Origin of the sequence: Cellulosimicrobium cellulans (assembly GCF_006539945.1) — a bacterium.
GTDB classification, from domain to species: domain Bacteria; phylum Actinomycetota; class Actinomycetes; order Actinomycetales; family Cellulomonadaceae; genus Cellulosimicrobium; species Cellulosimicrobium cellulans.
On the sequence record NZ_BJNZ01000002.1, the window covers coordinates 1 to 24,563 of the forward strand.

Sequence of the window (24,563 nt, forward strand, 5' to 3'; positions counted from 1 at the left end):
ACGAACGACAGCAGGACGACGACCGCGAGCGCCATCCCGAGCCCGCCCCAGAGCACGTGCGCGACGTGCAGGTCTCCCCCGCCCACCTGCGGGTACCCGGAGGCGGCGAGGAGGAAGCGCGTGACGAGCACGGTCGCGACGGTCACGACGAGGAACGTCACGAGGTGGCGTGTCGCGGCGGTGTCGCGCGCGACGCCCAGGCGCAGCGCACGTCCCCGCCGGGTGACGCCGGCGGGGACGCGAGCAGCGCCGTCGCTCACCGCTTGCGCTTCTCCCGCACGCGGACGCTGATCTCGATGGGCGTGCCCTCGAAACCGAACGTCTCGCGCAGACGGCGCTCGATGAACCGGCGGTAGCCGGCCTCGAGGAAGCCGGTCGCGAAGATCACGAACCGCGGCGGCCGCGTGGACGCCTGGGTCGCGAAGAGGATGCGCGGCTGCTTGCCGCCGCGCAGCGGGTGCGGGTGGGCGGCGACGAGCTCGCCGAGGAACGCGTTGAGGCGCCCGGTCGGGATGCGGGTGTCCCAGGACTCGAGCGAGCGCTGGATCGCGGGCACGAGCCGGTCGGTGTGCCAGCCGGTGCGCGCGGAGACGTTGACGCGCGGCGCCCACTGCACCTGGACCAGGTCCTTCTCGATCTCGCGCTCGAGGAACGGGCGGCGGTCCTCGTCCATGAGGTCCCACTTGTTGTAGGCGATGACGAGGGCGCGGCCCGCGTCGACGACCTGCGAGATGACGCGCGTGTCCTGCTCGGTGAGCGGGACCGACGCGTCGACGAGCACGACCGCGAGCTCGGCCTTCTCGATCGCGGCCTGCGTGCGCAGCGAGGCGTAGAAGTCGGCGCCCTTGGTCTGGTGCACGCGGCGGCGGATGCCGGCGGTGTCGACGAGGACGTAGGGCACGTCCTTGATCGTCACGAGCTCGTCGACGGGGTCGCGCGTGGTGCCGGCGGTCTCGTCCACGACGACGCGGTCGGCGCCGGCGATCTTGTTGAGCAGCGACGACTTGCCGACGTTCGGCCGCCCGATGAGCGCGACGCGGCGCGGCCCCGTGGGTCGCACCTCGCCGTGCGCGGACTCGGTCGGCAGGGCGGCCATGGCGCCGTCGAGCAGGTCGCCGGTCCCGCGGCCGTGCAGCGCGGACACCGGGTACGGCTCGCCGAGCCCGAGGCTCCACAGGTACGCCGCGTCCGCCTCGCCGGACTGTCCGTCGACCTTGTTGGCGCACAGCACGACCGGCTTGCCGGACTCCCGCAGGAGGCGCACGACGCGCTCGTCCGTCGACGTGGCACCGACCGTCGCGTCCACGACGAACAGCACGGCGTCCGCGAGGGAGATCGCGACCTCCGCCTGCTCGGCGACCTTCGACTCGATGCCCGCGACGTCGACCTCCCAGCCGCCGGTGTCGACGAGAGTGAACCGACGCCCGGCCCACTCCGCGGGGTAGCTGACGCGGTCGCGCGTGACGCCGGGCTTGTCCTCGACGACGGCCTCGCGGCGCCCGATGATGCGGTTGACGAGCGTCGACTTGCCGACGTTCGGGCGCCCCACCACGGCGAGGACGGGCAGCGCCGCCTCCGGCTCGTAGCCCTCGATCACCTCGCCGTCGGCGTCGAGGAGGACGAGGTCGGTGTCCTCGAGCTCGTAGTCCTCGAGGCCGGCGCGCAGCGCACGCTCGCGCGCCGCGTCGTCCGCCGAGTCCGCGGTGTCCGCGGTGTCCGCGGGCGCCAGGGGCTCCTCGGCCTGCCCGGCGTCGTCGATCTGTCCGGGCGTGCCGGGCTGGGCGGGGTCGGGTGTGGTCATGACGTCCATTCTCCCAGGCCGCGGGCCGGGCTCCGAACCGGGCCGTCCCGGCGCGGCGCGCGCGCCCTCGGCGAGCGGTCCGTGTCAGCCCGTCGCGCCGTCGCGGCGTGCGGCGAGACGCTCGACGACGGCGCGCACGACGTCGTCGGGCACGGGCTCGGCGAGCGGGAACCGCAGCGTGCCCTTGCCGTCCTGGTAGCGCGCGACGCGGCGCGCGAGCTCGTCGTCGACCTCCGGGACGGGGTACAGCGACACGTGGTGCGCCCACCCCGCGAGGTAGACGACGTACCGCCCGTCGCGCGTGAACGTCGGGATCCCGTAGCTGATGCGCTCGTCGAGGCCCGGCACCGTGTCGTGCACGACGGCGCGCAGGTGCGCGACGACCTCGCGCGCGTCCGGGGCGAGCGTCGCGAGGTACTCGTCGACGGTCGTGGGCTTGCCCGGAGCGTCCGTCATCCGCTCTCTCCTCCGCACGTGCTGGCCGGCGTCCGTGACCTCGCGTCGGCACGTCCTCCTGGCCGGCTACGCGCGAACCTACCGCGCGGCGGGCGACCCCGCGAGGCGCACGAGCACCACGCCGGCGACGACGAGGACGCCGCCCGCGGCCTGCACGAGGGTGGGCACCTCGCCGAGCAGGAGCCAGGCGATGACGACGGCGAACAGCACCTCGGACAGGCCGACGAACGACGCGAAGCGCTCGCCCATGCGCACGGTGGCGGCCACGCCGGACACGTACGCGAACGCGGTCGCCACGAGCACGACGACGGCGAGCGGCACGTACCAGGGCGCGGGCGACCCGAGCAGCACGACGTCTACGAACGGCGCGGCGAACGGCAGCACGCCCACGAGCCCGGCGATGCCCAGCGCGAGCGCCCCGACGCCCAGTCCCGACGCGGCGAGCGCGACGGGCGGCAGCCGGGTCGGGCGGGCCGACAGCACGAAGTAGGCACCGAGGCCCACGGCCGCACCGAGGGCGAAGAGGACACCGAGGAGATCGGGGCGCGCGCCGGCGGGATCCACGACGAGCACGAGCCCGGCGACCGCGACCACGCAGCCCGCGAGCGTGAGCCGCGGCGGGACGTGCCGCGTACGCAGCCACGCGAGTCCCACGAGCAGCACCGGGGCGAGGTACTCCACGAGCAGCGCGATGCCGACCGGCATCCGCGCGACGGCCGCGAAGTAGCAGAGCTGGGTCGCGGCGATCGCGAGGAGGCCGAACCCGAGGACGAGGCGCCACTCCTCGCGCAGCATCCGGTGGCTGCCCCGCAGCGCGACCGCCGCGACGGGGGCGAGGACGAGAGCCGAGCACAGGGCGCGCGCGAACACGGCGGCGCCGGGGGTCCACCCCGCCTCGAGCAGCGGCTTGACGAACGGACCGCTCGCGCCGAACGCGAGCGCGGACGCGAGGCCGACGAGGATGCCCGTGCCCGGGCGGTCGCCCACGACGTGCGCCGTCGTGGGTCCCGTCGGCCCGCCGAGCCTCCCCTCCGGCGAGGCGGTCACGGCGTCGCCCGCCGCTCCCGGTTCGGGTCGTCCGTGGGCAGCGCCACGCCGGTCCGGGCGACGGTGTCCGCGACGAGGACCGCGAGGGCGGTGCGGATGCTCTCGTTCGCGTCCTCGAGCGCCTGCTTGCCGCTCACCCCGGGCGCCCGCTCGACGGCGAACGGCTCGCCGAACCGGACCACGAGGCGCCGGCGCAGTCCCGGGATCCGGTTGACGCCCTCGCCCGTGCGGCGCGTGCCGAGCACGGCCACCGGCACGACACGGGCTCCCCCGTTGAGCGCGAGCCACGCGACTCCCGCGCGCGCCGACGTCGCATCGCCGCGCCCGCGGTTTCCCTCCGGGAACACGCCGACCGCGCCGTCGCGGCGCAGCACGCCCAGCCCCGTCGCGAGCGCGCGCCGCCCGCCGCTGCGGTCCACGGGGATCTGGCCCGCCGCGCGCAGGACCCACCCGACCGGCCCGACGAACATCTCCTCCTTGACGAGGACGTGCAGCGGGCGGGGCGCGACGCCGAGCACGATCGGCCCGTCGACCACGCCCGTGTGGTTCGCCGCGAGCACGACGGGGCCGTCGGCCGGCACGTTCTCCGCGCCGATGACCTGGGTCGACCAGACGACGCGCGCGAGGAAGCGGCCGACCCAGCGCGACCAGGCCGGTCCCGCGGGCGACGGCACCCGCACGGCCGCCGAGCCCGTGCTCACGAGCCCTGGCGCGGCCCGACCACCCGCCCGGTGACCTGCTCGACGACGGCGAGCACCGCGTCGATCGTCTGCTCGAGGTCGAGCTCGGAGGAGTCGACCGTCACGACCCCGTCCGCCGCGACCTGGAACTGCGAGACGGTCGCGTCGTCGCGGTCCCGGCGCAGCACCTGGTCCTTCGTCGCCTCGACGGCGGCGGCGTCGGCCGTGCCGTGCACGTCGAGGGAGCGGCGCGCCAGGCGCGCCTCCTCGCTCGCGGTGAGCAGGACGCGCGCGTCCGCGTCGGGCGCGACGACCGTCGTGATGTCCCGGCCCTCCGCGACCACGCCCCGACCGCCCGCGAAGCCCTCGGGCGTCCGCTCGACCTCGATCACCGCACGCTGGAGGCGGCGCAGCTCCGCGCGCACGTCGAGGTTGGTCGCGACCGCGCTCACGGCCGTGGAGATCTCCGTGGACCGGATCGCCTCGCCGACGTCGGTGCCGTCCACGTGGACCGTCGGGCCGGAGGGGTCCAGGCCCATGACCAGCGGCATGACGCGCACCGCGTGCGCGACCGCCGCCTGGTCGGCGAGGTCCTCGCCGCGGTGCAGGCACCACCACGTCGCCGCCCGGTACATCGCGCCCGTGTCCAGGTACGCGAGACCGAGCCGGCGCGCGACGCCCTTGGACACGCTCGACTTGCCGGACCCCGAGGGTCCGTCGACCGCGATCGTCAGCGCGGCGCCCACGGCACCGGTCTCCCCCGCGCTCACTGGGCCAGGTCCTTGCGCAGCGACGTGGCACCGTGCAGGTACACGTGCTGGACGGCGGACCGCTCCACGTCGAGGTCGGCGTGCGCCATGAGGCGCACGACGCGAGGCAACGCGTGCGGCACGGCGATCTCCGTCGCGCACATGAGCGGCACGTCGCCGAGCCCCATCTCGCGCGCCGCGGCCGCCGGGAAGTCGGCGACGAGATCGGGCGTGCACGTGAAGAGGATCGAGATGAGCGCGTCGGTGTCGACGGCGTTCGCGTCGAGCACCTCCTGGACGAGCTCGCGCGTGCGCTCGAAGAGGTGCTCGCGCTCGTCGACGTCGAGCTGGGTCGCGCCCCGGATCGCCCGGACCGGCATGGGTGGTGCTCCTTCAGTGCGGGACGGCCCGCCTCACGGCGGTCCGTCGGGAGGGTGGTGCAGGTGAGGAGGGCTCGGGCCCTAGAGCCCGACGCTCGCCATGAGGCTGCCGAGCTCGGTCCGGCCGAGGACGCGCGTCGTCCCCGGGCGCAGGTTGCCCAGCGCGATGGGGCCGATGCGCGTGCGCACGAGGCGCGTCACGGGGAAGCCGACCTCCTCGAACATGCGCCGCACCACGCGGTTGCGCCCCGAGTGCAGCACGACCTCGATCATCGTCTGGTCCGCGACCTGGTCGACCACGCGGTAAGCGTCCGCGCGCACGACGCCGTCCTCGAGCTCGATGCCGTGCAGGAACTTGTTCGCGACGTTGCCGGGCACCTTCCCGCGCACTGTGACCAGGTAGGTCTTGGCGACCTCGTGCGACGGGTGGGCGAGGTGGTTCGCGAGCTCGCCGTCGTTCGTCAGCAGGAGCAGGCCCTCGCTGTCCGCGTCGAGCCGCCCGACGTGGAAGAGGCGCTCGGAGCGGTCCGCGACGAGCTCGGCGATGGACGGGCGACCGTCGGGGTCGTGCATCGTCGACACCACGCCGCGCGGCTTGTTCAGCGCGAGCGTCACGCGCGAGGAGTCGAGCTGCAGCCGCATCCCGTCGACGTGCACGACGGCGCGCTCCGGGTCGATCCGCACGCCCAGCTCGGTCACGCGGACGCCGTCGACCTCGACGCGCCCCTGGGAGATGAGCTCCTCGCACGCGCGACGCGACCCGAGACCCGCCGAGGCGAGCACCTTCTGGAGGCGCACGCCGTCCTCGACGTGCACGTCGCGCTGCGGCTCGGTGGGCTGCCCGCGGCCCGGACGGCGCGGCCGACCGGCCTGCTGCCCGCCGCGGGACGGCGTCGTGCCGCGCCCCGCGCCCTGGCCACCCCGGCCGGCGCTCGCGCCACGAGCGCCGGACGCGCCCTTCGAGCCGGATCCGCCCCGCCCGGGCGCCCCGCCCGAGCGCGCGGCTCCCCCACCGCGGGGGCCGCCGCGACGCGCGTCGCCCGCCCCGTCGCGCGGGGAGCGCCCGCGCCCCCCGTCGCCGGGCTGGCGTCCGTCCTTCGAGCTCATGCGTGTCCTTCGTCCGTCGTGTCCTGCGTGGCGTCGTGCGGCGTCGGGGCCGGCGCCGGTGCGTCGTCCCCGCCGTCAGCCGCGCCGTCGGAGAGAACCGTCGCGGGCACGACGGCTGCTGCCCGCGCGGGTCCGCGCAGGTCGGCGAGCCCGTCCAGGCCCTCGAGGTCGTCCATGTCCGGCAGGTGCGGCGCGAGCGGGGGCAGCTCGTCGAGCGACGTGAAGCCCATGCGCTCGAGGAAGTAGCCCGTGGTGCCGAACAGGCCGGCGCCGGTGTGCGGGTCCTGACCGACCTCGGCCACGAGCCCGCGCGCCACGAGAGTGCGCACCACGCCGTCCACGTTGACCCCTCGCACCGCCGACACCTGGCCGCGGCTGACCGGTTGACGGTACGCGATCACAGCCAGAGTCTCCAACGCCGCCTGCGTGAGCCGCGCCGTCTGGCCGCCCTGCACGAACCGTCCCACGACCTCCGCGTGCGCGGGCGCGGAGTAGACGCGCCAGCCGCCGCCCGCCTCGCGCAGCTCGAACCCGCGGGGTCGCCCGCCGTCGTCGCCACGGTACTCGGCGGCGAGGTCGTGCAGCGCGGTCAGCACGTCGTCGACCGGGACGGCGAGCGCCGTCGCGAGCTCGACCACGGGGATCGGCTCGTCCGCGACCATGAGCACGGCCTCCAGGGCGGCGGGCAGGCCGCCCGGGAGGTCGTGCACGGCCGGCGCGAGGACCTCGTCGAGGACGGGGGCGCCGTCGGGCTGCGTCACGCGGGGACCTCCTGAGCGGTGGGGTCGAGGGCGTCGGCAGGCTCGCCGTCGCCCTCGTCGAACTCGCTGCCGACGTCGGCGAGCGCGGGCTCGGGCGCGTCGTCGCCCGACCACCGCACGGTGAGCTCGCCGAGCGGCGTCATCTGGTCGAACGCGACGAGCGCCTGGCGGAACAGCTCGAGCAGGGCGAGGAACCGGGCGACGACCACGGCGGTCTCCCCCGCGTCCGCGACGAGGGCGCGGAACGTCGTCGTGCCGTGGCTGCGGACGCGGTCCACGACGATGCCCGCCTGCTCGCGCACGCTCACCGCAGGCGCGTGCAGGTGGTCGAGCGAGACGCCGGGCGGGGGCGCCTTGGGCGCGAGCGCCCGGGCCGCGAGCGCGGCGAGCTGGTCGGGCCCCATGGTCCACACGAGCTCGGGCAGGAGCGCGGCGAGGTGCGGCTCGAGCTGCACGACGCGCGGGAAGCGGCGCCCCGCGCTCTCGAACCGCTCCGCGAGGACGCCCGACACGTCCTTGTACGCGCGGTACTGGAGGAGCCGGGCGAACAGGAGGTCGCGCGCCTCGAGCAGCGCGAGGTCCTCGTCGTCCTCGACGCTGCCCGTGGGCAGCAGTCGCGCGGCCTTGAGGTCGAGCAGCGTCGCCGCCACGACGAGGAACTCGCTCGCGGTCCCGAGGTCCCACCCGGGGTGGTCCTCCCCCGCGGCGCGGGCTGCGGCGGCCGCGCGCTCGGCGTCGCGGATGTACGCGATGAAGTCGTCCGTCACGCGCGCGAGCGCGACCTCGGTGATGTCGAGCTTGTGCTTGGTGATGAGCGACAGCAGCAGGTCGAACGGGCCGCTGAAGTTGTCGAGGCGGACCTCGAAGCCGGTCCGTGCCGGCGAGGCCGAGCCGGGCGGTGACTCGGGCGGCGCGTCAGGCGGCGTCGCCACGGGCGACCAGCTCCCGGGCGAGCTGCCGGTAGGCGACGGCGCCGGGGTGCGTCGGCGCGTAGACGGTGATGGGCTCGGCCGCGACGGACGCGTCGGGGAACTTCACGGTGCGCCCGATGACGGTCTGGAGCAGCTTGTCCCCGAACGCCTCGTGCACGCGCGCCACGACCTCGCGCGAGTGCAGGGTGCGCGAGTCGAACATCGTCGCCAGGATGCCGTCGACCTCGAGGCGCGGGTTGAGCCGGTCACGCACCTTCTCGATCGTCTCGACGAGCAGGGCCACGCCGCGCAGCGCGAAGAACTCGCACTCGAGCGGGATGAGGACGCCGTGCGCGGCGGTGAGCGCGTTGACCGTGAGCAGGCCGAGCGAGGGCTGGCAGTCCACGAGGATGACGTCGTAGTCGTCGACCACGGGCCGCAGCACGCGCGACAGGACGGACTCGCGCGCCACCTCGCCGACGAGCTGGACCTCGGCGGCCGACAGGTCGATGTTGGCGGGCAGGAGGTCGAGGTTCTCGACCTCGGTCGGGACGAGCACGTCGTGGATGTCCGCGCCCCGCTCCATGAGCAGGTTGTAGACCGTGCGGTCGAGCTCGTGCGGGTTGACGCCGAGCCCGACGGACGCCGCCCCCTGCGGGTCGAAGTCGACGAGCAGGACCTTGCGGCCGTACTCGGCGAGCGTCGCGCCGAGGTTGATGGTGGTCGTCGTCTTGCCGACGCCGCCCTTCTGGTTGCACATCGCGATGATGCGTCCGGGGCCGTGCGACGCGAGCGGTGCGGGGACCGGGAACTCGGGCAGGGGGCGGCCGACCACGTCGGTGGGCCGCTCGGCCCGCTCGGCGCTCTCGCCGTTCGAGGCGTGCTCGGCGACGGGTGCGACGTCGCGCTCGGCGGAGGTCACGGGGGCGGCCGGACGGACGGCGTCGCCGTGCGAGCTCTGCGCGCCGCGCGTCTCGGGCTGGGTCTCGGCCTGGCTGCTCACGCTCGCCACGGTATCGCAGGACCTCGCCCCCGCTCGTGCGCACGCGCCCGCGCGCCGCGTTCCCGCCCGTCGCTCGGGAACGGCTCCGTCAGCCCAGCGCGCGGGGGTGGGCGGCGGCGTACACCTCGCGCAGCGTGTCCGGGGTCACGAGCGTGTAGATCTGCGTCGTCGTGACGGATGCGTGCCCCAGGAGCTCCTGGACGACGCGCACGTCGGCGCCGCCCGCGAGCAGGTGGGTCGCGAACGAGTGCCGCAGCGTGTGCGGCGAGATCCGCTCGGGGTGGTCGATGCCCGCCCGCTCCGCGGCGGTGCGCAGCACGGCCCAGGCGCTCTGCCGCGACAGCCGCGCGCCCCGCGTGTTGAGGAAGACGGCCGGCGTGCCACGCCCGTGCGCGGCGAGCGCCGCGCGGCCCCGCACCAGGTAGGCGTCGAGCGCGCGCCGCGCGAACGACCCGACGGGCACCACGCGCTCCTTGCCGCCCTTGCCGAGCAGGCGGACGGCGCCGGTGCCGAGGTCGAGGTCGTCGACGTCGAGGCTCACGGCCTCGGTGATGCGCGCGCCGGTCGAGTAGACGAGCTCGAGCAGCGCCCGGTCGCGCAGCGGGGCGGCGCCGTCGCCGACGCCGGAGGCCTCGAGGATCCGCGCCACCTCGTCGGTCGAGATCGCCTTGGGAAGCCGCTTGCCCTGGGCGGGCGGGCGCACGTCGGCCGACGCGTCGGCGTCGGCCAGGCCCTCCGCGGCGCAGAAGCGGTGCCAGCCGCGCACGGCGGCCACCGACCGCGCGGTGGACGACGGCGAGAGGCTCGCCCCGCCGTCGGCCCCGGTCCGCAGCGCGGTGACGTACGCCGCGACGTCGTCCGCCTCGACCTCGCGCACGGCGTGGTTGCCGCGCGCGGCGAGGAACGCGACGTAGCGCGCGAGGTCGCGCCGGTAGGCGGAGACGGTGTTCGCGGACAGGCCGCGCTCGACGGCGAGGTGCGCGAGGTACTCGCGCGCGGCGCGGTCCAGCGCGTCGGGCACGTGCGCCTCGCCGGACCCCATCGCCCTACCGCCCTCCCGGCACGGCCGGGCTCACAGCGGGAGGAAGACGTCGACCGCCACCGCGACGAAGAGCAGGGTGAGGTACGTGATCGAGGCGTGGAAGACCTTCATCTCCCCGACCTTGCCACCCTTGCCGTCGGCCTTGTCGCGCGCGCGGCGCAGCATGGTCACGCACGAGGACAGGAACCAGACCCCGAGCACCGTGGCGACGACGCCGTAGACCCAGGTCATGCCGGCGAGCGGCCACAGCGCGAGCGACGAGGCGACCATCGCGACGCCGTAGACGATCATCTCGCGTGCGACCCTGCGGTCGTCCGCGACGACTGGGAGCATCGGCACGCCGGCGTCGGCGTAGTCGCGCTTGAACTTCATGGACAGCGGCCAGTAGTGCGGCGGCGTCCAGAAGAAGATGACGAGGAACAGCGCGAGCGCGGCCCAGCTCAGCGAGCCCGTCACGGCGGACCAGCCGATGAGCACCGGCATGCAGCCCGCGATGCCGCCCCAGACGATGTTCTGCGGGGTGCGGCGCTTGAGGATCATCGTGTAGCCGACGACGTAGATCGCGATCGCGGCGAACGTCAGCCACGCCGAGACGACGTTGACCAGGAGCGCGAACCACACGAGCGACACGACACCCAGGACGGTCGCGAACACGAGCGCGGCCCGCGGCGTCACCTCGCCCGTGACGAGCGGGCGCCGCTTGGTGCGGTTCATGACCTCGTCGATGTCGCGGTCGAGGTAGCAGTTGTAGACGTTGGCCGACGCGGCGGCGAGCGTGCCGCCCACGAGCGTCGCGAGGATCAGCCCGATGCCCGGCAGCCCACCCTGGGCCAGGATCATCGTCGGTACCGTGGTCACGAGGAGGAGCTCGATGATGCGGGGCTTGGTCAACGCGACGTAGGCACCGACGCGCTCACGCAGGGCGCGGGTGGCGCGGGCGGCCTCGGCCGTCGGCGCGACCGGGGTCGCGGGGCTCGTCGGCGAGGACGGCTGCTGGGTCGACGCGGCGCCAGACGGGCTTCCGGTCCCGTCGATCGGTGCCTGGCTCGTGGTGTGCACGCGCTTCGGTGTTCCGTTCTGAGGTGGGGGGCGAGCTGGGACGGACCGCCGGTCGTCCTCGCTCATCGTACGTCCCCGCCTGCGCCGGGGCCGACCGGACGGGCCGGGCGATTGTGTGACATCCGACCGAAATCCAGCACGTGGTCACCGCCCGGGCACGAACCGCGTCCGCGTATAGGCTGGGTCTGCAACCGTCCCGCGTCGGACCGCCCGTCAAGACCTGTGGCCCGCGGACGACGTGACCGGCACCGGGCCGCCCCGCCCCCTGAGGCGTGAGGCCGGGAAATGTTCAACGGTTGTTTCGAGTTGTCGCGAGGATCCGGGGCGCGCGCTCCGGACGGGAATGAGGTTCGGTGAACGCGTTGTCCCCTGCTCACACGCCCCTGGACTGGACGGACCTGGACGACCGGGCCGTCAAGACGATCAAGGCGCTCGCCGCCGACGCGGTGGAGAAGGTGGGCAACGGCCACCCCGGCACCGCGATCTCGCTGGCCCCGGCCGCCTACCTCCTGTTCCAGAAGGTCATGCGCCACGACCCGTCGGACGACCACTGGGTCGGCCGCGACCGGTTCGTGCTCTCGGCGGGCCACTCGTCGCTCACGATCTACCTCCAGCTCTTCCTCGCCGGGTACGGCCTGGAGATGGCGGACATCGAGGCCCTGCGCACGTGGGGCTCCAAGACCCCCGGCCACCCGGAGTACAAGCACACCAAGGGCGTCGAGATCACGACCGGCCCGCTCGGCCAGGGCCTCGCGTCCTCCGTCGGCATGGCGTTCGCCGCCCGCCGCGAGCGTGGCCTGCTCGACCCGTCGACCGCCCCGGGCGAGTCGCCGTTCGACCACCACGTCTACGTCATCGCGTCCGACGGCGACCTGCAGGAGGGCGTGACGAGCGAGGCCTCCTCGCTCGCCGGCCATCAGCAGCTCGGCAACCTCGTCGTCATCTGGGACGACAACAAGATCTCCATCGAGGACGACACGGACATCGCGTTCACCGAGGACGTCCTCGCGCGCTACGCGGCGTACGGCTGGCACACGCAGCGCGTCGACTGGACCAACGGCGGCACGGGCTACGGCGAGGACGTCGACGCGCTGCACGCCGCGATCGAGGCCGCCAAGGCCGAGACCGGCAAGCCGTCGATCATCGCGCTGCGCACGATCATCGGCTACCCGTCCCCGACCAAGCAGAACACCGGCGGCATCCACGGCTCGGCCATGGGCGCCGACGAGATCAGGGGCCTGAAGATCGAGCTCGGCCTCGACCCCGAGGCGAGCTTCGCGATCGACGACGAGGTGCTCGCGTACACGCGCGCCGTCGGCGAGCGCCAGAGCGACCGGCGCGGCGCGTGGGAGACCGCCTTCGCGGCCTGGAAGACCGCGAACCCGTCCGGCGCCGAGCTCCTCGGGCGCCTCGCGAACCGTGAGCTCCCCGCCGGCTGGGAGGACGCGCTGCCGACGTTCGAGGCGGGCAAGGCCGTCGCGACGCGCTCCGCGTCCGGCAAGGTCCTCACTGCGCTCAAGGACGTGCTGCCGGAGCTGTGGGGCGGCTCCGCCGACCTGGCCGGCTCGAACAACACGACCATGGACGGCGAGCCGTCGTTCGTCCCGGTCGAGCACGCGACCAAGAAGTTCCCGGGCCACGAGTACGGCCGCACGCTGCACTTCGGCATCCGCGAGCACGCCATGGGCGCGATCCTCAACGGCATCGTCCTGCACGGCGGCACGCGCGCCTACGGCGGCACGTTCCTCCAGTTCAGCGACTACATGCGCCCCGCTGTGCGCCTCGCCGCGCTCATGGAGATCCCGACGACGTTCGTGTGGACGCACGACTCGATCGGCCTCGGTGAGGACGGCCCGACGCACCAGCCCGTCGAGCACCTCGCCGCGCTGCGCGCCATCCCCGGCCTCGACGTCGTCCGGCCGGCCGACGCCAACGAGACGTCGTGGGCGTGGCGCACGATCCTCGAGAACACCGACCGCCCGGCGGGCATCATCCTCACGCGCCAGAACGTCCCGACGTTCCCGCGCGGCACCGAGGGCTACGCCGACGCGTCGGGCACCGCCCGCGGCGGCTACGTGCTGCTCGACACCGAGGGCACGCCCGACGTCATCCTCATCGGCACCGGCTCCGAGGTGCAGCTCGCCGTCGAGGCGCGCGAGATCCTCGCGGGCGAGGGCGTGCAGGCGCGCGTCGTCTCCCTCCCGAGCCGCGAGTGGTTCGACGGCCAGGACGCCGCCTACCGCGAGTCGGTCCTGCCGTCCGCCGTCCGCGCGCGCGTCTCGGTCGAGGCGGGCGTGGCGCAGGGCTGGCGCGAGCTCGTCGGCGACGCCGGCCGCACCGTGAGCCTCGAGCACTACGGCGCCTCGGCGGACTACCAGGTGCTGTACCGCGAGTTCGGCATCACGTCCGAGGCGGTCGCCTCGGCGGCGCGCGAGTCGATCGCGGCCGCGCGCGGTGGCGATACCCCGGGTGCCGCGCCGACGCCGTCGGAGGGCGGCACTGGCGACCAGCGCTGACCCTTCGTAGATTCCGAGGTGGGGCCGTGCGCGGCCCCACCTCGGGACTGCCCCGGGAACCGGCCGCCGTGCGCGACCGCCGGGGAGCACGCCCGCAGCGAGAGCACCACCGAGAGGAAGTCCGATGACGCAGTCCCCCACCGTCCCCGGCCCCATCGAGCAGCTCACGGGAGCGGGCGTGTCCATCTGGCTCGACGACCTCTCGCGAGAACGGCTGCGCACCGGCAACCTCGCCGACCTCGTCGCGACGCGCGGCGTGGTCGGGGTCACGACGAACCCCACGATCTTCGCGTCCGCGCTCTCGAAGGGCGACGCCTACGACGCGCAGCTCGCCGAGCTCGCGCCCGCCGGCGTGGACGACGCCGCGGTCGAGGCCGCCGTCGAGCGGATCACGACGGACGACGTGCGCGCCGCCGCCGACCTGCTGCGCCCCGTGTACGACGCGACGGACGGCGTCGACGGTCGCGTGTCGATCGAGGTGGACCCGCGCCTCGCGCACGACGCCGACAAGACGGTCGTCACGGCCGAGCGCCTCTGGGCCACCATCGACCGGCCCAACGTCTACATCAAGATCCCCGCGACCGTCGCGGGACTCGACGCGATCTCCCGCACCCTGGCGCAGGGCATCAGCGTCAACGTGACGCTCATCTTCTCGCTCGCGCGCTACCGCGCGGTCATGGAGGCGTTCGCGATCGGGCTCGAGCAGGCGCGCGCGGACGGCATCGACGTCGCGCCGGTGGGTTCCGTCGCGTCGTTCTTCGTCTCGCGCGTGGACACCGCGGTGGACGCCGCGCTCGAGAAGGTCGGCACCCCGGAGGCGCTCGACCTGCGCGGCCAGGCCGCGATCGCCAACGCGCGCCTCGCGTTCGAGGCCTACGAGGAGTTCCGCCAGACCGACCGGTGGCGCTCGCTCGCCGCGTCCGGCGCGCACCCGCAGCGCCCGCTCTGGGCGTCGACCGGCGTGAAGAACCCGGAGTACCGCGACACGATGTACGTCGACGAGCTCGTGACCGACGGCATCGTCAACACCATGCCCGAGGCGACCCTGCAGGCGTTCGCCGACCACGGCGTCGTGACGGGCGACACGATCACCGGCACGGCGGCCGCGTCCCGCCGCACGCTCGAGACCGTCGAGTCCTTCGGCGTCTCGCTCGTCGAGGTCACGGACCGCCTCGAGGAGGAGGGCGTGCGCAAGTTCGAGGACAGCTGGACCGAGCTCCTCGCGACGACGCGCGACAACCTGCGGCGCATCGCCTCCTCCTGACCCCGGCGCGCCTGACCGCCGTGCCGCGGTCAGGCGTCCGACCTGCGGGAACGACGACGCGACGACGCTCGCCGCCCGTATCATCCGCAGACGCCTCAGCCTTCTGCAGTCCTCCCGACCCCTCCTCGAAACGGAACGGTGCCACCAGGTGAGACCGGCCAAGATCACGCCAGAGCACAACCCGCTGCGCGACCCCCTCGACCTGCGCCTGCCGCGGATCGCGGGCCCCTGCGGGCTCGTCATCTTCGGCGTCACGGGCGACCTCGCCCGCAAGAAGCTCATGCCTGCGGTGTACGACCTGGCCAACCGCGGCCTGCTCCCCCCGGGCTTCGCGCTCACGGGCTTCGCGCGCCGTGACTGGGAGGACCAGGACTTCGCGCAGGTGGTCCACGACGCCGTCAAGGAGCACGCGCGCACGCCGTTCCGCGAGGCCACGTGGCGGCAGCTCGCCGAGGGGATCCGGTTCGTCCAGGGCACGTTCGACGACGAGGACGCCTTCGAGCGGCTGCGCGAGACCGTCGAGACCCTGGACGCCGAGCGCGGCACGGGCGGCAACCACGCCTTCTACCTCTCGGTGCCGCCGAGCGCGTTCCCGGTCGTGTGCCGGCAGCTCTCCCGCTCCGGGCTCTCCCGCTCCGAAGAAGACGCCTGGCGCCGCGTCGTCATCGAGAAGCCGTTCGGGCACGACCTCGAGAGCGCTCGCGAGCTCGACGCCGTCGTGTCGGAGGTCTTCCCGCCCGACTCGGTGTTCCGCATCGACCACTACCTCGGCAAGGAGACGGTCCAGAACCTCCTCGCCCTGCGGTTCGCCAACCAGATGTTCGAGCCGATCTGGAACGCGAACTACGTGGACCACGTGCAGATCACGATGGCCGAGGACATCGGCATCGGTGGCCGCGCGGGCTACTACGACGGGATCGGCGCCGCACGCGACGTCATCCAGAACCATCTGCTCCAGCTCCTCGCGCTCGTCGCGATGGAGGAGCCGGTGTCGTTCGACGCCCCGTCGCTGCGCGCCGAGAAGATCAAGGCGCTGTCGGCCGTGCGCCTGCCGCGCGAGCTGTCGAAGCACACCGCGCGCGGCCAGTACGCGGCCGGGTGGCAGGGCGGCGAGGAGGTCATCGGCTTCCTCGACGAGGACGGCATCCCTGCCGACTCGACGACCGAGACCTACGCCGCGATCCGCGTGGACATCGACAACCGCCGCTGGGCGGGCGTCCCGTTCTACCTGCGCACCGGCAAGCGCCTCGGGCGCCGCGTGACCGAGGTCGCCGTCGTGTTCAAGAAGGCCCCGCACCTGCCCTTCGAGACCTCGCAGGCCTCCGACCTGGGCAACAACGCGCTCGTCATCCGCGTCCAGCCCGACGAGGGCGTCACGATGCGCTTCGGCGCGAAGGTCCCGGGCACCGCGATGGAGGTCCGCGACGTCACGATGGACTTCGGGTACGGGCACGCGTTCACGGAGTCCTCCCCCGAGGCCTACGAGCGCCTCATCCTCGACGTCCTGCTCGGCGACCCGCCGCTCTTCCCGACGCGCGAGGAGGTCGAGCTCTCGTGGAAGATCCTCGACCCGATCACCGCGCACTGGGCGGCCAAGGGCACGCCCGACAAGTACCGGTCCGGCACGTGGGGCCCGGAGTCGGCCGACGCGATGCTGGCGCGCGACGGCCGCTCGTGGCGGCGCCCGTGACGACCGTCGTGCCGGCGTCGGCCCCGCGGAGCGCGGCGCCCCACCCAGAGAACCCCCGACCCCGTCGTGCCCCGCAGGGCGGCACGACCCTCCGACCGGCGAGGACCCCGCGATGATCATCGACCTGCCCGACACGACGACGAACGCGGTGAACAAGCGCCTCGTGCGCCTGCGCGACGAGGGGGGCGCGATCGCGCTCGGCCGCGTCCTCACGCTCGTCGTCATCGCGCGCGAGTCCGACGTCGAGACGTCGATCGAGGCGGCGAACGACGCGAGCCGCGAGCACCCGTGCCGCGTCATCGTCGTGGCGCCGTCCGGCCGGAGGACCGTCCCGCACCTCGACGCCCAGATCCGGGTCGGGGGCGACGCCGGTGCGTCCGAGGTCGTCGTGCTGCGCACGGCGGGGCCCCTGCTCGAGCACGCGGACACGCTCGTCATGCCGCTCCTGCTCCCGGACGCGCCGATCGTGGTGTGGTGGCCCGGGCAGCCGCCCGCGTCGCCGGACGACGACCCCGTCGGGGCGATGGCGCAGCGACGCATCACGGACTCGATCACGTCCAAGGACCCCGAGGCGACGCTCGCGCAGCTCGCGACGACGTACGGCCCGGGCGACTCCGACCTGGCGTGGGCACGCGTCACGCTCTGGCGCGGCCTCATCGCCGCCGCGCTCGACCAGCCGCCGTACGAGCCCGTGACGAACGTCCTGGTCGAGGGTCAGGCGAAGCACACCTCCCTCGACCTGCTCGCGGCATGGCTCGGGTCCCGCCTGCGCTGCCCCACGCAGGTCGTGCGCCGTCGCGGGGCAGAGGCGATCACGCGCGTCACGCTCGAGCGCAAGAGCGGACCGATCATCCTCGACCGCCCGGACGGGCGCATCGTGACGATCAGCCAGCCGGGCAAGCCCGACCGCCGTGTCGCGCTGCCCATCCGGACGCTGAGCGAGGCCCTCATCGAGGAGCTGCGCCGCCTGGACCCGGACGAGATCTACGGCGAGGTGCTCACCAAGGGGCTGCAGAAGGTGGGCGCGTGAGCGCCGCCCAGCCCGGGGGCGCGCACGCGTCCCACGGGCGCCTCGTGGTGGTCCACCCCGACGCCGGCGTCCTCGCCGAGGCGGTCGCGTCGCGGCTCGTGACGCGCCTGCTCGACGTGCAGTCCGTGCGCAGCCCCGTGCACGTCGTGCTCACCGGCGGCACCGTCGGCATCGCGAGCCTCGCGGCGCTCGAGCGCCACCCGGCGCGCGACGCCGTCGACTGGTCGGGCGTGCACGTGTGGTGGGGCGACGAGCGATTCCTCCCCGAGGGCGACCCCGACCGCAACGAGACGCAGGCGCGCGACGCGCTGCTCGCCCACCTGCCTCAGCTCCCGGCCGAGAACGTGCACCCGATGCCCGGGGCGGACGTCGTGGCGACCCCCGAGGAGTCCGCCACGGCGTACGCGGCGACCCTCGCCGAGCACGCCCCGGACGGCGTCGAGGTGCCCGAGTTCGACATGCTCCTGCTCGGGATGGGTCCCGACGGCCACGTCGCGTCGCTCTTCCCCGGGCACCCCGGGCTCGACGTGACGGGCGTCCCGACCGCCGGGGTCCACGGTTCGCCCAAGCCCCCGCCGGAGCGCGTGACGCTGACCTTCGAGGCCATCGCGCGCGCCCGTCAGGTGTGGGTCGTCGCCGCGGGCGCCGAGAAGGCCCCCGCCGTCGCCTCGGCGCTCGGCGGGGCCCCCGCGGCCGAGACCCCGGCGGCCGCGGTCACCGGCACCGAGCGCACGCTGTGGCTCGTCGACGCCGCGGCGGCGAGCACGCGGGACGCCGACCGATGACGCCGGGCGGCGAGCACCTCGACCCCGCCGTGACGTGGGACGCGGTCGACGCGTACTTCGCTCCGCTCGTGGGCGAGGACGACGTGCTCGCCGCCGCCAGCGCCAGGGCGCGGGCCGCGGGCCTGCCGGAGATCCAGGTCTCGCCCGCGCAGGGCCGTCTCCTGCAGCTCCTCGCGCTCGCGGCCGGCGCGCGCCGCGTGCTGGAGGTCGGCACGCTCGGCGGCTACTCGACGATCTGGCTCGCGCGTGCGCTGCCTCCCGGGGGCGCGCTCGTCACGTGCGAGATCGACGCCGCGCACGCCACGGTGGCCCGGGAGTCACTGGCAGAGGCCGGTCTCACGGACGTCGTCGACGTCGTGCTCGGCCCGGCCGCGGACACCCTGCGGCACCTCGTCGACGCGGGCGTCGAGCCGTTCGACCTCGTGTTCGTCGACGCGGACAAGCCGTCCAACCCGGTCTACCTCGACCTGGCGATCCGGCTCGCGCGCCCGGGCACGCTCGTCGTCGTCGACAACACCGTCCGCGGCGGGGCCGTCGCCGACGCGACCAGCACCGACCCCGACGTTCTCGGGGTCCGGGAGATGGTCGACCGCGTCGTCGCGGAGCCGCGGCTCGACGCCACGGCCGTGCAGACCGTGGGGTCGAAGGGCTACGACGGGTTCGTGCTCGCGCGCGTTCGCTGACCCGCGGACGAGGTCCGGCCTCCTCGCCGGGCCCGGACGGTCAGCGACCGCGGCGGGCCCGCAGCGCGGCGAGCGCCTCGTCGAGGATCGCGACGCCGTCCTCGTCGCTGCGCCGCTCCTTCACGTACGCGAGGTGCGTCTTGTACGGCTCGTTGCGCGACGGCGTCGGCGGGTGCTCCCGGTCCTGCCCGGCGGGGAACCCGCACCGTGGGCAGTCCCAGGTCTCGGGCGCCTCGATCTCCGCCTCCGAGGAAAAGCTGGGCCGCGTCTCGTGGCCGTTCGCGCACCAGTAGGACACCCAGAAGCGCGGTGCGATCTCGCCGCGCTCGGACTCCCCGAGCGGTCCCGCCCCGACGCGCGACCCGCGGATCGCGTTACCACCTGCCACGTGCTCTCCCCCGTCCGTGCCGTCGTCGGCACTCGATCCTGCCCGTACCGCGCCGTCCGGCGCGGCTGCCCCCTGCCGACTCCTCAAGCCCTGCTCGACCGCGTGACGCCCCGTGCGGGACGCCTGCGGGTCAGCTCACCTTCTGGAGGAGCCCCAGGAGCACGATGACGACAGCCCAGACGAGAGCGAACGCCACGGTGATCCGGTTGAGGTTGCGCTCGGCGACGCCGGAGCTGCCCACCGAGCTCGAGATCCCGCCGCCGAACATGTCGGAGAGGCCGCCGCCCTTGCCCTTGTGCATGAGCACGAGCAGGGTGAGGAAGCCGCTGGTGAGGACCAGCAGGATCTGGAGGATGATGCGCAGCACGTCCACGAGTACGTCCTTGAGGCTCAGGGCCGTCCCGACCGATGTCGAGTGCGACCGCACGGTTGTCGTGCGCAGGCGTGACCTGCCGCACAGGGGACAAGAGTAGGCGACGGGAGGCCGCTGCGGCCAACCCCGGTCGCCGTCGTCTCACGTCAGCGACCGACGGCCCCGGGATCCGCTCCCGGGGCCATCGGTGCGAGGGTCTCGCGGAGGTCAGGCCCCGGTCGCGTGCGACTGGTAGCGCGCGATCTTCGCGAACTCCTCGGGGTCGAGGCTGGCGCCACCGACGAGCGCGCCGTCGACGTCGGGCTGCGCCATGATCGCGGCGACGTTGGACGACTTCACCGAGCCGCCGTACAGGATGCGCGTCGCGTCCGCGAGGTCCGCGTCGTACAGGTCGCCCAGGGCGCCGCGGATCGCACCGCAGACCTCCTGCGCGTCCTCCGGCGTCGCGACCTCGCCCGTGCCGATGGCCCAGACGGGCTCGTACGCGATGACGAGCGTCGCGAGCTGGGCGGCGGGGATGCCCGCGAGGGCGCCCTCGACCTGGGCGAGGGTGTAGGAGATCTGCTCGCCGGCCTTGCGGACGTCCAGGCCCTCGCCCACGCACAGGATCGGGGCGACGCCCTGACCCACGGCGGCGACGATCTTCTCGTTGACCTGCGCGTCCGTCTCGCCGTGGTACTGGCGGCGCTCGGAGTGGCCGATCGCGACGTAGCTCACGCCGAGCTTGGCGAGCATCGTCGCCGAGATCTCGCCCGTGTACGCGCCCTCGGCGTGCGCCGAGACGTCCTGTGCGCCGTACTTGAGCTCGAGCTTGTCCGCGTCGACGAGCGTCTGCACCGACCGGAGGTCGGTGAAGGGCGGCAGCACGGCGACCTCGACGGCCGCGTAGTCGTGCTTCGCGTCCTTGAGGGTCCACGCGAGCTTCTGCACGGTGTGCGTCGCCTGGTGGTGGTCCAGGTTCATCTTCCAGTTGCCCGCCATGAGCGGGGTACGGCTGTTCGCCACGGTCCTTCTTCTCTCTGTGGGGGTCGCACCGCCCGCGCGCACGGCGTGCCGCGGGCGGTGCGTGAGGATGGTTCGGGAGGGGCGCTCAGCCCTCGAGGACGGAGATCCCCGGGAGGTCCTTGCCCTCGAGGAACTCGAGGCTCGCGCCACCACCGGTCGAGATGTGGCTGAAGCCGGCCTCGTCGAAGCCGAGGATGCGGACCGCGGCGGCCGAGTCGCCGCCACCCACGATCGTGAACGCGCCGTTCGCGGTCGCGTCGACGAGCGCCTGGGCCACGGCACGCGTGCCGCCCGAGAACGCCTCGAACTCGAACACGCCCGCGGGGCCGTTCCACACGACCGTCTTCGCGTCGACGATCTTGCTCGCGAAGAGCTGCGCCGACTCGGGGCCGATGTCGAGACCGATCTTGTCGGCCGGGATCGCGTCCGCGGCGACGACCTCGTGCGGAGAGTCGGCGGCGAACGCGTCGGCGACCACGATGTCGGTCGGCAGGACGATCTCGACGCCGTTCTTCTCGGCGTCCGCGAGGTAGCCCTTGACGGTGTCGATCTGGTCCTCCTCGAGGAGGGACTTGCCGACGCCGTAGCCCTTGGCGGCGAGGAACGTGAACACCATGCCGCCGCCGATGAGCAGGCGGTCCGCCTTGGTGAGCAGGTTCGCGATGACGCCGAGCTTGTCCGAGACCTTCGACCCGCCGAGCACGACCGCGTACGGGCGCGCGGGGTCCTCGGTCGCCTTGCGCAGGGAGTCGACCTCCTTGAGGACGAGCTCGCCGACCGCGGAGGGAAGCACCTGCGCGACGTCGTAGACCGAGGCCTGCTTGCGGTGCACGACGCCGAAGCCGTCGGAGACGAACACGTCCGCGAGCTGCGCGAGGTCGTGCGCGAGCGACTGGCGCTCCGCGTCGTCCTTGGAGGTCTCGCGCGCGTCGAAGCGGATGTTCTCCAGGAGCGCGACCTCACCCTCGCCGAGCGCGGCCACGGTCTCGCGCGCCGAGTCGCCGACGACGTCCTGCGCGAGGTGGACCGGCACGCCGAGCAGCTCGCCGAGGCGTGCCGCCACGGGCGCGAGCGAGTACTTCGCGTCGGGCTCGCCCTTGGGGCGGCCCAGGTGCGCGGTGACGATCACCTTCGCGCCCGCGTCGGTGAGCTTCTTCAGCGTCGGGAGCGCGGCGCGGATGCGGCCGTCGTCCGTGATGGTCGTCCCGTCGAGCGGGACGTTGAAGTCGGAGCGGACGAGGACGCGCTTGCCGCGCAGGTCGCCCAGGGAGTCGATGGTGTTCATGCGGTCTCCTACGGTTCGGTCGCCGTCGTACGGGGCGCCTGCCGAGGACCGGCCGGGCCCGCACATGAGGACGTCCGCGTGCGCGTCACCGGGCGGTGCCGGGACGCGCACGCGGACGCATGGTTGCTACGCAGGGTCGTGCTGCGTCAGCAGGTGGCTCAGAGCTTGTCGCCGACGAGCTGCGTCAGCGCGACGAGGCTGTTCGAGTAGCCCCACTCGTTGTCGTACCAGGAGACGACCTTGACCTGGTCGCCGATCACCTTGGTGAGCTTCGAGTCGAAGATGCTCTGGTGCGGGTCCGTCACGATGTCGCTCGAGACGATCTCGTCCTCGACGTAGGCCAGGACGCCCTTGAGCGGGCCCTCCGACGCGGCCTTGACCGCGGCGTTGACCTCGTCCACCGTGACCTCGCGCGAGGCGGTGAAGGTCAGGTCCGTCGCCGAGCCCGTGATGACCGGCACGCGCAGCGCGAAGCCGTCGAGCTTGCCCTTGAGCTCCGGCAGGACGAGCGACACGGCCTTGGCCGCACCCGTCGAGGTCGGGACGATGTTCTGCGCGGCGGCGCGGGCGCGACGCAGGTCGCGGTGCGGGCCGTCCTGCAGGTTCTGGTCACCCGTGTAGGCGTGGATCGTGGTCATGAGACCACGCTCGATGCCGATCGAGTCGTTGAGCGCCTTCGCCAGCGGGGCGAGGCAGTTCGTGGTGCACGACGCGTTCGAGATGATGTGGTGCGCGGCCGGGTCGTACTGGTCCGAGTTCACGCCGACGACGAACGTCGCGTCCTCGTTCTTGGCCGGGGCCGAGATGATGACCTTCTTGGCGCCGGCGTCGATGTGCGCCTTCGCCTTGGTCGCGTCGGTGAAGAAGCCGGTCGACTCGATGACGATGTCGGCACCCAGCTCGCCCCAGGGGAGGTTCGCGGGGTCACGCTCGGCGAGAGCACGGATCTTCTTGCCGTCGACGATGATGTTGTCGTCGTCGAAGTCCACGCTCAGCGGGAAACGGCCGAGGACCGTGTCGTACTTGAGCAGGTGCGCGAGCGTCTTGTTGTCCGTGAGGTCGTTGACGCCCACGATCTCGATGTCGGCGCCCGACTCGACGATGGCGCGGTAGAAGTTCCGTCCGATACGACCGAAGCCGTTGATACCGACGCGGATGGTCACAATGCCCTCCTCAGGGCGCGCCGGTTGTCCCGACGCACACGGTTGATGCCGAACGATCACGTACGCCGTCGTACGCAGGTGGTGATCGCGCCCGTGCCCCGCTGCCCGGGATCCCGGCACAGCACCCTCCGTGCCCGTGGACCGTCACGGCGACAGCCGGGACCACCCACGCCCACGAGGGGTGTCAGCGAAGGAGCACGTCGTTGTCACCTGACGCATCCGAGCCTATACCAACCCCACGCCAGCGTGTGACCTGGATCCCACGGTTCGGGACCATCGTCCCGTCGGTGCATGACGTCCAGGTGGCGGGCGCGCCCCGGAACGGCTGGTCAGAGGTCGAGCAGCTCCGGGCTCAGGCCCGCCTCGGTGTCGGGGATGCCGAGCTCGGCCGCGCGCTTGTCCGCCGTCGACAGCAGGCGCCGGATGCGGCCCGCGACCGCGTCCTTGGTCAGCGGCGGGTCTGCGAGCTGCCCCAGCTCCTCCAGCGAGGCCTGCTTGTGGGCGAGCCGGAGCTCGCCGGCCTCGCGCAGGTGGTCGGGCAGGTCCGGGCCGAGGATCTCGAAGGCCCGCTCGACGCGCGCCCCCGCCGCGACGGCGGCCCGGGCCGAGCGGCGCAGGTTCGCGTCGTCGAAGTTCGCCAGCCGGTTCGCGGTCCCGCGCACCTCGCGCCGGGCGCGTCGCTCCTCCCAGACCAGGACCGCCTCGTGCGCGCCCAGGCGCGTGAGGAGCGCGCTGATCGCATCCCCGTCCCGGATCACGACGCGGTCGACCCCGCGCACCTCGCGCGACTTCGCGGAGACACCCAGGCGGCGGGCCGCGCCGACCAGGGCGAGCGCAGCCTCCGGACCGGGGCAGGTGATCTCGAGCGCCGACGACCGGCCCGGCTCGGTGAGCGACCCGTGCGCCAGGAACGCGCCGCGCCACGCCGCCTCGGCCTCCTCCACCCCGCCGGAGACGACCTGCGGCGGGAGCCCTCGCACGGGCCGCCCGCGCTGGTCCAGGAGGCCCGTCTGGCGGGCCAGCGACTCGCCGTCGCGCACGACGCGCACGACGTACCGGCTGCTCTTGCGCAGCCCGCCCGCCGACACCACGATCAGCTCGCTGGTGTGCCCGTAGACGTCCGCGATGGTCTCGCGCAGGCGGCGCGCCGCGATCGCGGTGTCGAGCTCGGCCTCGATGACGACGCGGCCCGAGATGAGGTGCAGCCCGCCCGAGAAGCGGAGCATCGCCGAGACCTCCGCCTTGCGGCACGAGGTCTTGTCCACCCGCAGTCGAGCCAGCTCGTCCTTCACCTGTGCCGTGAGCGCCATGCGGGACATCCTGCCACCGATGCCGTGGCGTCGCGGCGGCGGACCGGGCGCCCGCGGGCCGTCGGGGGCCCGCGT

At 73.7% G+C, this 24,563-nt stretch carries 23 protein-coding genes and 2 pseudogenes; 6 read left to right on the plus strand and 19 right to left on the minus strand.

Annotated elements, in window-relative coordinates:
* The 13 genes and pseudogenes from CCE02nite_RS01590 to CCE02nite_RS01650 all read right to left on the minus strand — a co-directional run.
* Positions 1–260, minus strand: a pseudogene (locus CCE02nite_RS01590) (hypothetical protein); the annotation flags it as partial.
* A complete protein-coding gene (gene der, locus CCE02nite_RS01595; RefSeq protein ID WP_141387579.1) occupies positions 257–1,801 on the minus strand; it encodes a ribosome biogenesis GTPase Der in 1,545 nt (514 codons plus the stop codon). The pseudogene CCE02nite_RS01590 and the gene der, both read right to left, overlap by 4 nt.
* 84 nt (positions 1,802–1,885) lie before the next feature.
* Positions 1,886–2,257 (minus strand): iron chaperone, encoded by a 372-nt coding sequence (locus CCE02nite_RS01600; RefSeq protein WP_141387580.1) that lies wholly within the window; start codon positions 2,255–2,257, stop codon positions 1,886–1,888.
* Between the two features lie 78 nt (positions 2,258–2,335).
* Positions 2,336–3,304: an EamA family transporter gene (locus tag CCE02nite_RS01605; protein ID WP_255318573.1), complete on the minus strand. Its 969-nt coding sequence runs from the start codon at positions 3,302–3,304 to the stop codon at positions 2,336–2,338.
* Complete coding sequence (locus CCE02nite_RS01610) at positions 3,301–4,005, minus strand: lysophospholipid acyltransferase family protein (protein ID WP_141387582.1); 705 nt, start codon at positions 4,003–4,005, stop codon at positions 3,301–3,303. Before CCE02nite_RS01610 ends, CCE02nite_RS01605 begins: the two co-directional genes overlap by 4 nt.
* Complete coding sequence (cmk, locus tag CCE02nite_RS01615; protein WP_255318574.1) at positions 4,002–4,754, minus strand: (d)CMP kinase; 753 nt, start codon at positions 4,752–4,754, stop codon at positions 4,002–4,004. The genes CCE02nite_RS01610 and cmk overlap by 4 nt, the downstream gene beginning before the upstream one ends.
* Positions 4,751–5,113: a chorismate mutase gene (aroH, locus tag CCE02nite_RS01620; protein WP_047234608.1), complete on the minus strand. Its 363-nt coding sequence runs from the start codon at positions 5,111–5,113 to the stop codon at positions 4,751–4,753. The genes cmk and aroH overlap by 4 nt, the downstream gene beginning before the upstream one ends.
* Positions 5,114–5,194: 81 nt before the next feature.
* Positions 5,195–6,220 (minus strand): pseudouridine synthase, encoded by a 1,026-nt coding sequence (locus CCE02nite_RS01625; protein WP_141387584.1) that lies wholly within the window; start codon positions 6,218–6,220, stop codon positions 5,195–5,197.
* A 152-nt stretch (positions 6,221–6,372) separates the two neighbouring features.
* Positions 6,373–6,981: pseudogene (gene scpB / locus CCE02nite_RS01630) on the minus strand (SMC-Scp complex subunit ScpB); the annotation flags it as partial.
* Positions 6,978–7,913 carry a segregation and condensation protein A gene (locus CCE02nite_RS01635; protein WP_141387588.1) on the minus strand — a complete coding sequence of 312 codons (936 nt, stop codon included), beginning with the start codon at positions 7,911–7,913 and terminating at the stop codon, positions 6,978–6,980. The pseudogene scpB and the gene CCE02nite_RS01635, both read right to left, overlap by 4 nt.
* The gene (locus tag CCE02nite_RS01640) at positions 7,897–8,727 is read right to left on the minus strand and encodes a ParA family protein (protein WP_255318593.1); all 831 of its coding nucleotides are present in this window, start codon (positions 8,725–8,727) and stop codon (positions 7,897–7,899) included. Before CCE02nite_RS01640 ends, CCE02nite_RS01635 begins: the two co-directional genes overlap by 17 nt.
* 256 nt (positions 8,728–8,983) lie before the next feature.
* Entirely contained in the window at positions 8,984–9,937 is a 954-nt protein-coding gene (gene xerD / locus CCE02nite_RS01645) for a site-specific tyrosine recombinase XerD (RefSeq protein ID WP_141387593.1), read from the minus strand.
* 30 nt (positions 9,938–9,967) lie between these two features.
* The gene (locus CCE02nite_RS01650; RefSeq protein WP_255318575.1) at positions 9,968–10,996 is read right to left on the minus strand and encodes a heme o synthase; all 1,029 of its coding nucleotides are present in this window, start codon (positions 10,994–10,996) and stop codon (positions 9,968–9,970) included.
* A gap of 353 nt (positions 10,997–11,349) precedes the next feature.
* Between CCE02nite_RS01650 and tkt the strand changes: the two genes are divergently transcribed.
* From tkt to CCE02nite_RS01675, 6 genes are all read left to right on the plus strand, one after another.
* Entirely contained in the window at positions 11,350–13,512 is a 2,163-nt protein-coding gene (gene tkt / locus CCE02nite_RS01655) for a transketolase (protein ID WP_141387595.1), read from the plus strand.
* 124 nt (positions 13,513–13,636) lie between these two features.
* Positions 13,637–14,776 (plus strand): transaldolase, encoded by a 1,140-nt coding sequence (gene tal, locus CCE02nite_RS01660; protein ID WP_141387597.1) that lies wholly within the window; start codon positions 13,637–13,639, stop codon positions 14,774–14,776.
* Positions 14,777–14,924: 148 nt separating this feature from the next.
* A complete protein-coding gene (gene zwf / locus CCE02nite_RS01665) occupies positions 14,925–16,466 on the plus strand; it encodes a glucose-6-phosphate dehydrogenase (RefSeq protein WP_141387599.1) in 1,542 nt (513 codons plus the stop codon).
* Between the two features lie 112 nt (positions 16,467–16,578).
* A complete protein-coding gene (gene opcA, locus CCE02nite_RS20715; protein WP_218027000.1) occupies positions 16,579–17,496 on the plus strand; it encodes a glucose-6-phosphate dehydrogenase assembly protein OpcA in 918 nt (305 codons plus the stop codon).
* Positions 17,493–18,281, plus strand: coding sequence for a 6-phosphogluconolactonase (gene pgl / locus CCE02nite_RS01670; protein WP_218027001.1), 789 nt, complete (start codon positions 17,493–17,495; stop codon positions 18,279–18,281). The genes opcA and pgl overlap by 4 nt, the downstream gene beginning before the upstream one ends.
* On the plus strand, positions 18,278–18,964 hold the full coding sequence (locus CCE02nite_RS01675; RefSeq protein WP_141387603.1) for an O-methyltransferase: 687 nt from the start codon (positions 18,278–18,280) through the stop codon (positions 18,962–18,964). Before pgl ends, CCE02nite_RS01675 begins: the two co-directional genes overlap by 4 nt.
* Positions 18,965–19,004: 40 nt before the next feature.
* On the opposite strand, the gene CCE02nite_RS01680 is transcribed toward CCE02nite_RS01675, so the two are convergent.
* From CCE02nite_RS01680 to whiA, 6 genes are all read right to left on the minus strand, one after another.
* Positions 19,005–19,352, minus strand: coding sequence for an RNA polymerase-binding protein RbpA (locus CCE02nite_RS01680; protein ID WP_141387605.1), 348 nt, complete (start codon positions 19,350–19,352; stop codon positions 19,005–19,007).
* A 130-nt stretch (positions 19,353–19,482) separates the two neighbouring features.
* Positions 19,483–19,725: a preprotein translocase subunit SecG gene (gene secG / locus CCE02nite_RS01685; protein ID WP_047232868.1), complete on the minus strand. Its 243-nt coding sequence runs from the start codon at positions 19,723–19,725 to the stop codon at positions 19,483–19,485.
* A gap of 207 nt (positions 19,726–19,932) precedes the next feature.
* Positions 19,933–20,730: a triose-phosphate isomerase gene (gene tpiA, locus CCE02nite_RS01690; RefSeq protein WP_141387607.1), complete on the minus strand. Its 798-nt coding sequence runs from the start codon at positions 20,728–20,730 to the stop codon at positions 19,933–19,935.
* Between the two features lie 85 nt (positions 20,731–20,815).
* Positions 20,816–22,015, minus strand: coding sequence for a phosphoglycerate kinase (locus tag CCE02nite_RS01695; RefSeq protein ID WP_141387609.1), 1,200 nt, complete (start codon positions 22,013–22,015; stop codon positions 20,816–20,818).
* A gap of 158 nt (positions 22,016–22,173) precedes the next feature.
* A complete protein-coding gene (gap, locus tag CCE02nite_RS01700) occupies positions 22,174–23,178 on the minus strand; it encodes a type I glyceraldehyde-3-phosphate dehydrogenase (protein WP_047232821.1) in 1,005 nt (334 codons plus the stop codon).
* A 329-nt stretch (positions 23,179–23,507) separates the two neighbouring features.
* Positions 23,508–24,488: a DNA-binding protein WhiA gene (whiA, locus tag CCE02nite_RS01705; protein ID WP_047232822.1), complete on the minus strand. Its 981-nt coding sequence runs from the start codon at positions 24,486–24,488 to the stop codon at positions 23,508–23,510.
* Between the last annotated feature and the right edge of the window lie 75 nt (positions 24,489–24,563).